The organism is Mongoliitalea daihaiensis (genome assembly GCF_021596945.1).
GTDB classification, from domain to species: Bacteria; Bacteroidota; Bacteroidia; order Cytophagales; family Cyclobacteriaceae; genus Mongoliitalea; species Mongoliitalea daihaiensis.
The window spans coordinates 4390893-4404012 of the sequence record NZ_CP063779.1 but is presented as its reverse complement, the minus strand read 5'-3'; the positions used below and the strand labels follow the sequence as shown (position 1 = coordinate 4404012).

The following is a 13120-nucleotide window of genomic DNA, read 5'->3' as shown; positions in this document are numbered from 1 at the left end:
ATTATTTTTGGATGACAAACCGTATGGTTTGAAAGTATTTTTCACTGGTAAGCTGAAGCAAATATAGTCCATTTGGCAGATGACTCACATCGATTGGAATAACTTTTCCTGTGGAGGGAAATTCCGTGATTCGTCGAATTTCTGAACCTTTGGTGTCCAAAATTTCAATACTTTTCAGGGTTGGATCCACTACCTGAGGAAAGGTAAGCTGTAGGTATCCCTGACTTGGGTTGGGATAAAGAAGGATTGCCTCTTGGATTTCTTGATTGGCAAACAAGATAATATCTACCCTGACCGTAGCGGTAGCACTTCCACTGTTTCCATGAATATCGCGAACAGTTAAAGTTACTGTATTATCTCCAGAATCCTCCCTTCCAAAAGTTGTTTTGGATAAACTGAGGCTTTCAATGCCGCAATTATCAAAAGAACCGTCATCGATATCTTCCGGTTTTAATTCGCCAACACCTTCCTCATTTAATACTAACGTAAATGCTTTTGTCCGCACCACAGGAGCGATGTTATCTACCACAGTAACTGATACGGTGGTGCTAGCCTCATTGCCATTTACGTCGACAACTGTAAAGGTGATATTATTGACCCCAACATGGGAGCAGTCAAAGGCAGTCTGAGATAGTGTCATGGACTGAATCCCCACGTTATCGCTAGTACCCGTATCTACCTGTGCTACAGAGAGGGTGGCTTGTCCGTTTTGATTCAATTGTATGATAGGGTTTCGTGTGCTCAAAATTGGAGCTTCAGTATCTTTTTTTACAATAATGAATTGATTCCGTTGAAAGGTGGAAGTTCCCACACTGTTGGAGGTAGTAAGGGTTACTTGATAATTCCCTTCATTTTCAAAGGAAACCGTAGGGTTTTGTGTTGAGGTTGTTTCTGGGGATCCTCCTTGAAAAATCCAAGACCATGTATCAGGGGACTGACTAGTCAAATCAAAAAAGCGGACTTCTTGACCTTCCAAAATCTCCAATTTGTCTGCTCCAAAAAATGCCTGTGGGCTCTGCAATGCAGCTGGTTTTGTCAGGTCATCAATCTTTGTTGTAAGCTGATCCATGCAAACCGGGCAAAAATCACGGCCTAAAAAGCGCATCTTACAATTATTGTGTGGCCTAAACCATGCAGGGGACTCCTCGTGAGGGAAGATCCCTACTCCTCCATTATTGAGAAAGGTCCTCCAACGATTGGTAGCAGGATTGTTGTCTCGGCTCATATTGGGTGTTTCTCTAGCAAATTGATCTCCCGCCCAATATTCGTCGGACAAGCGTGTGAAGGTATGTCCTAATTCATGGATCATAATCTCCAATGCTGAGGGATGGGTCGAAAAGGTGGCAAAGGAACCTCCGGCGCCTCCATAGCGGCCATCGTTGACCACAATGACTCCAATGTCGTAGAAAGGGAGGTTATTGCTCAACACAGACACTACCCTGTTGATGCGAGTTGGATACAATAAGCGCTCAATGCCAGAGGTGTTAAATGAACTTCCGAAATAGTTATCGATGGGTTGAGATGGACGGTCAGCAGCTCCCGAAACATTGGATACTACTTTGATAGCGTATACATTGATAAATTGTGCCTTGGATTTCCAGGGTTCCTGACCAAACATGCCTTCAATGTTTTTACGCACATCTTGCATAAATTTATCTTGTTGGGCTGCGGTATACCCGTCCCCCATGATGACCAAGTTGACCATTTTATCAGGGGAGCCATTATAAACAATTGTTTCTACTGGGAACAGCTGGGCAAATACAAAGGCTGTTGAAAAGAAAAATCCCACAAATAGACTGAAGGTGTAGTAAATTTTTTTCATAACATTGGTGGCTTAGAAAAACTCAAAATTCGTAACAGTTTCCATTCTTCATTTTCTTTTTTTTCAATTTTTATGGCATGAAAGCAATCCATCCATTGATGTCGAATAAAAAAAGTATTTTCCTCGAGATCAACAGCCTCTGCGCTAAGTTTGCCAGAATCAATATCGTTGATATATTCCACTTTCTTTAGCAGTGGATTTGAAATGATTTCTTCCAGACACATCTGTCCATCTTGTGATAACCAAGTTAATTTTAAATCTCCATCGTATGAATAGGCAGGTAGATGGGGTGTTGATTTGAGAGTGCCGACGTTGATGTGTGCTTCTAGGAGTTGAATTGAATCTGTCTTGTGAAGTTGAAAGGTAGCCATGAGGATTTCAGGTCCAGCAGTAGGGGAAGGAACTGTAATCGGTTCTTTTTCTTGACTTTGGACAGGATCTGAAACCTTGCAAGAAAAACATGACACGAACAGCAGAAAAAAAAGAAAAAAGTTCACTCGATTCATAGCAATGAAATTTGATTAAACATACTAAGCTTTTTCAGAATATCCTACTGAAATATAGTTAGTTATGGGGTTTGATGTGAAAATTCAACCCTTTTTCAATAACTTTTTTTAAATCTACAGAAAAAACTCTTTTTTTAAGCAGGCGTAAAGAACACTCGTTCAAAAAAAACTATATCCTTGATGGATATGAATTGAATTTTAGCGGTATTTCCAGATAGTCCATAAAATTTTATAACCTGCACCAAAGACTCCTTTGATGGTACCACTGACTTTGGATACGCCAATTCTTTTGCGATAGTCCACAGGGATTTCTTGATAAGTTAATCCTTTTTTGAAAGCTTTGATTTGCATTTCTATGGTCCAGCCATAGTTCTGATCGATCATTCCTAGACTCTTTAGCTTTTCCCATTTGATCGCCCGAAAAGGTCCTAAATCCGAATAAGTAGTACCAAATCTCCAGCGCATCAGGGAAGTGGATAGCCAGTTTCCAAAAACCTGTGGCAAGGTCATTGAACCGCGTTCTCTTTTCCCCTTGGCTCTCGATCCTAAAACAAAATCAATATCGTTATTTATTATTGGTTGGATAAGGTCATGCATTTGCTCAGGATAATCGCTGTAATCTCCATCCAGAAAAACCAACATATCCGGTTGTCTATCTAGGCTCTCCAAAAATGTCATGCCAGTCAAGCAAGCTCTTCCATAGCCCATGATGGGTTCGTCCAATACAATGGCCCCTGCTTGCTGGGCTACGGTTTTTGTTTGGTCAGTTGAATTGTTGTTGACAACGATGATGTGTCTAACAAAAGTGGGAATTTCCTTGATGACATGATGGATAGACTGCTCCTCGTTGTAGGCAGGTATAATCACATCCACAATCGGATGGCGGGTGGTTTCACTCATGTCTTATTGTAATTCCTCAATTTCCTCTTTATAAGCCTTGATTGAGCGGTAAATGGCAGAGGCTAAATAAGCTTGATTGTCCTTATTGTTCATAAATGCCTCTTCGTTGCGATTGGAGATAAAACCTAATTCAACCAAAACAGAAGGCATGGAAGTGGTCCATAATACATATAAAGGTGCTTGTTTGACGCCTCTACTAGTGCGGTTGACTCGTGAAGAAAAGTCACTTTCTATTTTGGATGCCAATGAAATGCTGCCACTTAAAAATGCTTTTTGGGTTAAGTTAAACATGATGTAGGATTCAGGGGAGGTCGGGTCAAATCCCTCGTAGCTTTCTTCGTAATTATCCTCCAACAAGATTACCGAGTTTTCCCGCTTCACAATCTCAAAGTTTGCTTCAAAGTTTTTGGTACCCATGACAAACGTTTCAGTTCCGTATGCAGCCCGATTGCTCGCAGCATTACAGTGGATAGAAATGAAGAGATCCGCTTTGTTTCGGTTGGCAATGTTTGCTCGCTCCTTTAATTCCACAAATACGTCTGAGTTGCGTGTATAAATCACCTCAACACCTGGCAGGTTTTTTTTGACATATTCACCCACTTTCAAAGCGACAGCCAAAGCGATATCTTTTTCTTTGGAGACGGCGCCTACAGCCCCAGGGTCTTTTCCTCCATGTCCCGCGTCGATCACCACCCGTTTCAAACGATATTCAGGAGCCTTAGTTCCGGTGGGAGAAAAGCCTGCAAAAACCAAAGAGAGCGTAAAAATTGAAATAAGAAGAATATTTTTTACTTTGAAGCGTTCCATGCGTGGTAAACTATTAACTTTGCCAAGGCAAATTTTAGAAATTTTTAATCAAATCAAAATCTATCAGTGCAGAATAAGTGGCTTTGCTTGTTAGCGTTCCTGTTGTTGGGTTACTTTACCCCATCAGCATTTTCGCAACAAAGAAATCAACGGGGGGTTGAAAGAAGGGTAGTAGCGCCTGATACTGTGCTCAATCCCCAAACTTTAGACTTGTCTCCGCTGGACTCTTTGGACAAATTAGCCCAAGATACTATTCCCCTTGCTGACTCTACAAAAACAGTACCTAAAAGTGATATTCAGACCGTCATCAATTATTATGGTGAAGATAGTATCATCACAGATTTTGTCAATAATAAGTTAATTCTTCACAAGGACGCATGGTTTGAATATGGAAATATCCGTTTGGATGCAGATTTGATTATTGTAGACTGGGAAAAAAATGAACTGTTTGCCTCTGGGGTTGTAGATAGTCTTGGAAATATTCAGGGTAATCCGATTTTTAAAGAAGGAGGGACTTCCTACGAAATACGCAAGGAAATGCGGTATAATTTCAAATCCCAAAAAGCAATCATCAAAGATGTAGTTACCGAACAGCAAGATGGCTTACTGCGTGGTCAAACGATTAAAAAAGATCAGGATGGAAGCATTTACATGGACAGGGGATATTATACTACCTGTAATCTTGCCGAACCGCATTGGCATATTTCGGCTAATAAGATCAAATCTATTCGAGGGAAGCAAATCGTCACCGGGCCATTCAATATGTATTTCAATGGGATTCCTACACCTGCTGGTTTGCCATTTGGTATAATCCCCGATACTCCCGATGAAAAAGCCTCCGGAATTGTCTTCCCGTCTTGGGGACAGGAACGAGCTCGTGGATTCTTCTTGAGAAATTTCGGCTATTATTTTGCCTTCAACGATTATATTCATACACGGGTAACTGCAGATGTATACTCCTTGGGAGGCTATGGTGCCAAGGCTGCCACTGTTTACAAAAAGCGGTATAAATATAATGGTGGGTTTAACTTGGACTACCAGCGTTTTCGAAGCCCGGAGACCGAACTAAATCCCATTGACTATAATACCATTTGGGTCAATTGGAATCACTCTCCGGAGTCTCGTGGTAATTCTAGGTTTTCAGCTTCTGTGAATGCGGGTACTAGCAATTACAATAACGTGGTGATTAACCCAGTATCTTTTGCTGCCAATACTAGGGCTGAATTCTCTTCCAATATATCCTACAGCAAAACTTTTCAAGGAACTCCTTTCAGCATGTCGGCAAATATGCGCCACTCCCAAAATATCCAAACAGATGAAGTAAACATCATTTTACCAGATATTGCGGTCAACATGAACCGGCAGAGCCCTTTTCAAAATTCCAAGATAGAGCCTATCAAAACACTCAACGTAGCTTGGAACTTTAACTTACAGAATAGTATCAATAACCGCATTACGCCTCCTTTTGGCGTGCAAAGTGCGGCAATACAGCAGCAGTTGGATTTGGAAGAGGGTTTTGTTCAAAACCCAAACATCATCCCTTTTGCTAGGGAAAACTTTGCACAGCTTTTGAGAGAGGCTGACAATGGCGCTAGACACACAATACCTGTTTCTTCTAATTTCCGCTTATTCAAGCACTTCACGGGCACTGCGGCGGCAAACTATACAGAATTGTGGTATCTCGAACGGATCAATTATTATTTCAATCCTGTAGAAAATCGAGTAGATAGGATTTTGGAGTCTGGGTTTAATAGAGTGGGATTCTTCAATTCTTCCTTTTCTTTGAATACAAACATTTATGGCATGTATACGCCCAAAAGAAGTAAAAAAATAGAACGTATTCGTCACCACATGCAACCTACTTTTTCGTTCAACTACACCCCCGATTTCTCTAATCCTGCATTTGGTTTTTACCAAGAGGTACAAGTAGATAGAGAAGGAAATACACAGCTATTTTCCAGACATCAAGGATTCATTTTTTCAGGTGCACCGCTAGGAGAGTCTCGTGCTTTGGCCATCAATATTCGAAATGTGCTAGAAGCGAAAATCAGACAGGATTCGGATGATGAAAAAATGCAAACTAAGAAAATCCCATTGTTGCAATCTTTGAATTTTTCCACTTCTTACAATTTTGCAGCAGACTCTTTCCAGTTGGCTCCGATCAACTTCAATACACGAACCTCCTTTTTTGACGACAAGCTTTCTGTCAACTTCTCGGGTAATTTCGATATGTATGCAGAGCAACGCATCGTCAATTCTCAAACAGGGGCTGTTACAGGACGTCGTGTCAATCAATTGGCATGGACTTCGGGGCAGGGATTGGGTAACCTCAGAAATTTGACACTAAACCTAAACGGAAATATCAATCCTACCGGTGGGGAACGCACTCCAGGAGAAGTGAGGGAGGATTTGACCAATGATTTTTTGCAGCAAGGCGGTGTGATGAATGAGTTTGTGGAGAATGAAATCAATAGGATTGTAAACGATCCTGCCATGTATATCGATTGGAGTATTCCATGGAATTTGGGTTTTGGATATAATATTGCTTACAATCGACAGCCCGGCAGAGATGCCAATGTTACTTCTGCAATGACTGTCAATGGGGATGTGAGTTTGACAGATAAATGGAAAGTAAAATTTAATGGTGGGTATGACTTTATGACCGCACAAATTACTCAAACCATGATCGGTATTTCCAGAAATTTGCATTGCTGGAGATTGGATATGAGCTGGATTCCATTTGGCCGATTTACTTCTTACAACATTGATATCAGGGTCAATGCGGCCATGTTACAAGACTTGAAGGTTTCTCGTAGAAGAAGCTTCTTCGATTTCTAAAGCTTCGCTCGGCTCAGTGGCATGGTCATACATCTAGGTCCACCTAATCCACGGGATAATTCTGATGAGGGGATTTCCAATACCTCTACTCCCATATTTCTCAGGGCTCTGTTGGTGTGTATATTTCGATTGTAGGAAATCACTCTGCGGGGGCCAATAGCAAACACATTTGCTCCATCAAACCATTGTTCTCTCATCGCATAGTCTGGATTGCCATCCGCCGTGGATAATATTTCCAAATGAGGGATTTCCCGCTCCAATATCGTAAGCAAAGATTCCTTTAATACCTGCCTTTTGATGGTAGCCTTTCCATCTTGTATATCTTTTAAAGTGTAAAGAGAAGTTTGAAGTACTGAATTAAGCGCGTCCGGATAGGTGAGTACCAGGTTTTCATCCAAGATGGTGAATACGGTATCCAAATGCATGTATTGCCTTTTTTGAGGTAGGTGTACCTCATAAACCCTTTCAACAGACCCTTCGGCTAAAAGCGCTTTGGCAACATGGTAAATGGCTTTTTCATTGGTGCGCTCAGAATTTCCGATGGCTACGGCTTTTTTGGAAAGTACGATCACATCTCCTCCCTCGATACTTGGAGGATTGTCGTGTCCATTGATAGGATAGAGCCTGTTGACGTTGTCTTTAAACTCTGGGTGATTTTCAAAGATGGTTCTTAAGAGGTCTGCCTCGCGTTGCCTTCCTTCTTTGTTCATACTGGAGAATATGATGCCTCCTGGGGTGATCGCCATAGGGTCTCGTTGGAAGTAAAGGTTGGGACTAGGTGGGATGATGAATGCATAATCCATCAATTCACCGGTGGGGGCATTGGGGATTTTTCTTTTTAACTCGTGCACTTTTATCCCCGCTGTCAATACGGTGGTGCATTCAGCAGTCGAAAGTCTATCCAAGATATATTCACATAAATGTGTTTGTCCTGATCTGACTAAGGCTGCTTTCATCAAGCTTTCCAAAATTGTACGGTCTCCCAATACTTGCATCAGTAACTCTCTCAGTCGAAATACGGTGGCGCCGGTAGTTTGCTTGATAAGATCGGTAAAAAAATCATGCTCTTTTTGCATGGCTTCTAAGTAAGGCACATCTTCGAAGAGCAAAAACTCCTTATTATAAGGAGTAAGTCTGTCAATTTCTTTGCCCGGCCTGTGCATCAACACAGCCTTCAATGTTCCAAATTCTGAGTTTAATCGAAGATTCATAGGTTGCTGTAAAAGTGAATTTGTTAAAAATACTGTAAAATTTTGATAGTATGGTTTGAAAAATGGCAATTCTTGGGAAAATATTTGTGGTAATATAAAAAGTCGGCAGGAGTGTAAGGGATGTACCATCTACTACGTATTAAGATACGAGAAACGAGAGTCGCGAAAAAAGAGCCGAGAAGCGAAAGTTTAGACGAAGAAGAAACAAGTCTCGCAAAATATACAGAAAGAGCAAAAAAAATATGCAGAGATATGATTATATCCAAGAGTGGGAATTAAGAATGAACGAATTAAGCTCATCAATCACCCCAGGTTTTAACCCATTATAGAGATATAAGGGGATTGAAAACAAACGAAAAACAATAGAAAAATCTCAAGAATTTGCAGAACAAGAGAGATTGTGGTTATGGTAACTTTTCCAAAGTTTTGAACTTTGGAAAAGCTTTCTCCCCTAAGGAATTTAGATCATAGAAGACTGATTTTATAAATAACTGATTGACATAAAAAAAATTGGAGCGCTTGGCAGCACTCCAATTTTGAAATTTGAGAACAGTGTTTTTATGACCCATTCACTGGTCTATTATTTTATCCTCTGCTAGATTAAGACTTAAGCCTATAATTTTAGCCGCCTCTACAGTCTCTAGGAATCCTTCCAACTAGTTTTCTATTCCCACACTGTGCACTGTGCACTGTCAACTACTCACTGTCCACCATCAACTGCTCACTGCAACCAGCTTTCTACTTCTTCTTTTGTAGGATTGGCTATGTCTAATTTGAGTTTTTTTCTACGACCGCAGACATCATTGAAGAGTTTGTTTGGATCGTACTCTTTCAATTGCTCGATGGTGTGGATATTCATATCTCGTATCACTGGGATCAACCCTGCTGATATACCCAATGCTATAAAATCTTCGTCGCTCGCAATTTTCACTTTTTTCTCTGGACGCATCTGAGGGAAGAACAGTACTTCCTGTATGGTGGAATTATTCGTCAATAGCATCGTTAATCGATCGATTCCAATGCCCAGACCAGCAGTTGGAGGCATTCCATATTCTAAGGCGCGCAAGAAATCATCATCCATGGCCATAGCTTCATCATCACCTCTTGCAGCTAATTTCAATTGGTCTTCAAACCGCTCTCGCTGATCGATCGGATCATTTAATTCAGAGTATGCATTGGCGATTTCCTTGCCGTTCACAAATAATTCAAAGCGCTCCACCAAGCCATCTTTGCTTCTGTGCTTCTTAGCTAAAGGAGTCATTTCGATGGGGTAGTCGGTGATGTAGGTAGGCTGAATCAGATTAGCCTCAACTTTTTCACCAAAGATTTCATCAATCAATTTGCCTTTGCCCATGCTGTTATCTACTTCGATGCCCATCTCAGCACAGACCTGACGCAAGCCGGCTTCATCGAGTTCGCTGACGTCTACTCCTGCATATTCCTTGATGGAATCAAACATGGTTAGTCTTCTGTATGGGCCTGCAAAATCAATTTGCTTATCGCCTACAGCTACGACAGTCTTTCCATGAATGGATTCGGTAACTTTTTCCAATAAGGTTTCTACCATTTCCATCATCCAGATGTAGTCTTTGTAGGCTACATATATTTCCATGGAAGTAAATTCTGGATTATGGGTGCGGTCCATGCCTTCATTTCGGAACATTTTTCCAAATTCATACACTCCATCAAAACCGCCCACGATCAATCGTTTCAAATACAATTCATTGGCAATCCTTAAATACAAAGGCATATCCAAGGTATTGTGATGCGTATTGAATGGTCTAGCTGCCGCACCTCCATGAACTTGTTGTAAAATTGGTGTTTCCACCTCCAACCAACCTCGGTCATCGAAAAACTTACGCATGTTGGTAATGATTCGAGAACGGGTTAGGAATACATTTTTAACATCTGGATTAACAACCAAATCAACATACCGCTGTCTGTAGCGTAATTCAGGATCTGTAAACCCATCGTATACATTTCCATCATCATCTCTTTTGACCACTGGTAGTGGTTTGACAGATTTAGATAGGACTTTCAATTCAGTAACATGTAAGGAGATTTCACCCGTTTGTGTGGTGAAAATGTAGCCCTTTACGCCGATAAAGTCACCGATTCCCAGTAATTTTTTGAATACGGTATTGTAGAATGTTTTATCTTCCTCAGGACAGATATCGTCTCTTCGGATATAGATCTGCAGTCTTCCAGTGGAATCTTGGAGCTCGGCAAACGATGCAGAACCCATAATCCTACGGCTCATTAAACGCCCTGCTATGGAAATGTTTTTATAGTCGTTTTTGCGACGTTCGTAATTTTGATGAATATCTTGTGCGGTGACGTTGATAGCAAAAGAATCTGCTGGATAGGGATTGATTCCCAGTTTCATCAACTCTTCTCTGTCTTTTCTACGCTCTAACTCCTGTTCGCTCAGTAATTGCATTGTGCTGATTTGATTTAAAAAGGTATAATAGCCTTTTGAAAATTTTATAGTTAATTACGATTTTTTATTCCTTCTTCGATTCATTTCTCTACGAACTAAATCGAACTCTCTGCTGGACTGACCTGCGACAGAGGTGTTTTCTTCAGCCCTTCTAGAAAGGTAGGGCATAACTTTTTCTACGGGGCCGTAAGGTACGTATTTCACAACATTATACCCTGCATTCGCTAAGTTGTAGGAAATATTGTCACTCATGCCATATAATTGCGCAAAATAGATGCGGTGGTCCTGAGGGTCATACCCTTTGTCAGCGATCAGTTCAGCTAACAGATGATTGCTTTGTTCGTTGTGCGAACCTGAAACCAATCCTATGGAAGAAAGGTTCTCCACGCAAAAAGTTAAAGCCGCATTGTAATCTCTATCTGAGGCTTCTTTTGTAGGTTGAATGGGACTTTGATAGCCTTTGCTTAGAGCACGGTCTCGCTCTTTTTCCATATATGCCCCTCTCACCAATTTGGCACCTAACCAATAGCCCTGTGCATGGGCGATTTCATGTGCTTTTTTCAGGCGCTCCAACATATCATGCCGATACATTTGATAGGTGTTATACACGACGCACTTTTCTTGATTATATTTTTTCATGGCCTTATATGCCATTTCATCAATTACGTCCTGAAACCATGATTCTTCTGCATCAATCAAGATTTTGGTATCTGCTTCAAAGGCAGCTTTGCAAAGCTCATCCACTCGCTTTTGCATGCGGTCAAATGCTAACTGCTCCTCGGGTGTAAGCGCTTTTTTTGCTTGGATTTTGGTCATGATCGCATAATCGCCCAGGCCCGTTACTTTGAATACAGCAAAAGGCATATGTACATCACCTGCCGACCGCTCAATTGTCCGAAGAATTTCATTTTTAGTTGCTTCAAAGCTCGCTTCGTCACCTTTTCCTTCTACGGAGTAATCCAAGATAGTTTTGATTCCATATTCAGCCAGTTTCTGAACTGATGACTCACAATCTTGTATGGATTCTCCCCCGCAAAAATGACCAAACATGGTGGCTTTCATAATGCTTTTAATTGGCAAACCCAAGGCAAAAGACCAATTCGCGAGTTTTGTACCCACGCTTACAGCAAGGTTATTATTGACCGTTGCAAATATGAGGTACATTTTTTTCAATTCTACATCCGACTTGGATGCGAAAGCGACCTCGAGGTTCTCAAAAGAAATCTTGGGTTTAACTGGCATAAAGCTTTGAATTATGTCGCAAATATATCAAAAAACTATGTGGACTTGTTAATTGTTTGGTAAAAGAACGTTGAATAATGAATGCCAATATTTAATCAGGATTGGCAAACACTATTTTTTTATTTTTCAAAAAAACGCTAATTAGCAAATTATTTAAATCAACTAAACGAGATGGGTGTAATCAAGAGTGCTCTGCTTGCTGTTTTAATTATTATTTCCTTTCAAGCTTGGGGTCAAATTGACCTGTCAAAAAGCAAAAAATCTCCCAAGTTTGAAAAGTACTTGGACTTGAGTGTGGAAGGCGGTCCTATGCTTGGAAATGGCTCTGATTTTGGAGAGCAAATTAGAAATAGCTCTTCATACATTGGGGTAGATGCAAGACTTGGCTTTAGGAGAGGTTCTGAAAATTTGTATTCCAAAGTGTATCGTTTCCCTACTTTTGGGGTTGGTTTTTATGGTTCTACATTTCATAATGCCAATGTGGGAGAACCCAATGCCTTGTATTTTTTCCTTAATATGCCATTTACATTCCCTAGGTATCAAAAAGTCAGATTTAGTTACTTTGCATCTTACGGACTTTCTTACAATTTCAATCCCTTTGATCCTGAAGAAAATCCATTGAATCTATTCATTGGGTCCTATAGAAATGTGTATGCTCATCTCGGGTTTCGAGCAGCTGTGAGCCTTACGGATAGAACAGCCTTGTCCAGTACCTTTGGTTTCAAACATTTTTCAAACGGTGCGTCAAGTTTGCCCAATTCAGGCATCAATTTGTTTCCTTTTTCTCTGGGGGTGCAATATCGGTTGACCAAAGAAAGTGAAATGGATTTCAAAGACACCTCTCTTCCAAAGCATCAATCCAAAACAGCCATCCATTTCCATGTAGCTCCGGGTGTGAAAGAATATTTTGTAGGCGATACCAAGCATTTTAAAATGGGGACCGGGATCCATGTGCTCCGGGAGTTTTCGTATAAGCATAGATTTGGTCTCGGATTGGAACACTTCTATTCCGGAGGATGGGAAACAAGGGTACGAGAACCTCGAGAGAATTCCTTTTGGGATGCCAACTCTTTTGCAGTCTTTGGATCATGGGAATGGTTATTGACTGAAAAATTGTATGCCCCTATGGGTGTGGGTGTATATGCCCATCGGAATCGGTTCAACGATGAATGGAATTGGTTTTACCAGCGAATTGGTCTTCGCTATCGTTTTGATAATAACCTTTTTACCGGACTCAGCATTAAAGCACATAAAGGAAGAGCCGACTTCTTTGAATGGACGGTAGGTTACTCCATTTTTAATTAGGTTAGGAACAAATCTAGAGGCAAGCTAGTTTTGTATACAAATTAAACTT

At 40.8% G+C, this 13120-nt stretch carries 9 protein-coding genes; 2 read left to right on the top strand and 7 right to left on the bottom strand.

Translation table 11 applies throughout. The annotated features are described in order from the left end of the window. Nucleotide 1: 1 nt before the first annotated feature. The 4 genes from IPZ59_RS18655 to IPZ59_RS18640 form a co-directional block, all read right to left on the bottom strand. Nucleotides 2-1822 (bottom strand): M64 family metallopeptidase, encoded by a 1821-nt coding sequence (locus tag IPZ59_RS18655; RefSeq protein ID WP_236137550.1) that lies wholly within the window; start codon nucleotides 1820-1822, stop codon nucleotides 2-4. Beyond that, entirely contained in the window at nucleotides 1819-2328 is a 510-nt protein-coding gene (locus IPZ59_RS18650; protein WP_236137549.1) for a hypothetical protein, read from the bottom strand. Before IPZ59_RS18650 ends, IPZ59_RS18655 begins: the two co-directional genes overlap by 4 nt. A 198-nt stretch (nucleotides 2329-2526) precedes the next feature. Then, nucleotides 2527-3228, bottom strand: a complete 702-nt coding sequence (locus IPZ59_RS18645) for a glycosyltransferase family 2 protein (protein WP_236137548.1) — start codon at nucleotides 3226-3228, stop codon at nucleotides 2527-2529. 3 nt (nucleotides 3229-3231) lie between these two features. Beyond that, the gene (locus IPZ59_RS18640; RefSeq protein ID WP_236137547.1) at nucleotides 3232-4035 is read right to left on the bottom strand and encodes an N-acetylmuramoyl-L-alanine amidase family protein; all 804 of its coding nucleotides are present in this window, start codon (nucleotides 4033-4035) and stop codon (nucleotides 3232-3234) included. A gap of 87 nt (nucleotides 4036-4122) precedes the next feature. Here IPZ59_RS18640 and IPZ59_RS18635 point away from each other — a divergent pair, with 87 nt between their 5' ends. After that, nucleotides 4123-6873, top strand: a complete 2751-nt coding sequence (locus IPZ59_RS18635) for a putative LPS assembly protein LptD (RefSeq protein ID WP_236137546.1) — start codon at nucleotides 4123-4125, stop codon at nucleotides 6871-6873. Here the strand turns inward: IPZ59_RS18635 and IPZ59_RS18630 are convergent. The 3 genes from IPZ59_RS18630 to IPZ59_RS18620 all read right to left on the bottom strand — a co-directional run bounded on the left by IPZ59_RS18630 (nucleotide 6870) and on the right by IPZ59_RS18620 (nucleotide 11766). After that, the gene (locus IPZ59_RS18630) at nucleotides 6870-8084 is read right to left on the bottom strand and encodes an arginine deiminase (protein ID WP_236137545.1); all 1215 of its coding nucleotides are present in this window, start codon (nucleotides 8082-8084) and stop codon (nucleotides 6870-6872) included. The two genes, IPZ59_RS18635 and IPZ59_RS18630, sit on opposite strands and share 4 nt — an antisense overlap. A 721-nt stretch (nucleotides 8085-8805) precedes the next feature. Beyond that, nucleotides 8806-10524, bottom strand: a complete 1719-nt coding sequence (lysS, locus tag IPZ59_RS18625) for a lysine--tRNA ligase (protein WP_236137544.1) — start codon at nucleotides 10522-10524, stop codon at nucleotides 8806-8808. 54 nt (nucleotides 10525-10578) lie between these two features. After that, nucleotides 10579-11766, bottom strand: a complete 1188-nt coding sequence (locus tag IPZ59_RS18620; RefSeq protein WP_236137543.1) for a proline dehydrogenase family protein — start codon at nucleotides 11764-11766, stop codon at nucleotides 10579-10581. A 171-nt stretch (nucleotides 11767-11937) separates the two neighbouring features. Here IPZ59_RS18620 and IPZ59_RS18615 point away from each other — a divergent pair, with 171 nt between their 5' ends. After that, on the top strand, nucleotides 11938-13071 hold the full coding sequence (locus tag IPZ59_RS18615) for an acyloxyacyl hydrolase (RefSeq protein WP_236137542.1): 1134 nt from the start codon (nucleotides 11938-11940) through the stop codon (nucleotides 13069-13071). Nucleotides 13072-13120 lie beyond the last annotated feature (49 nt).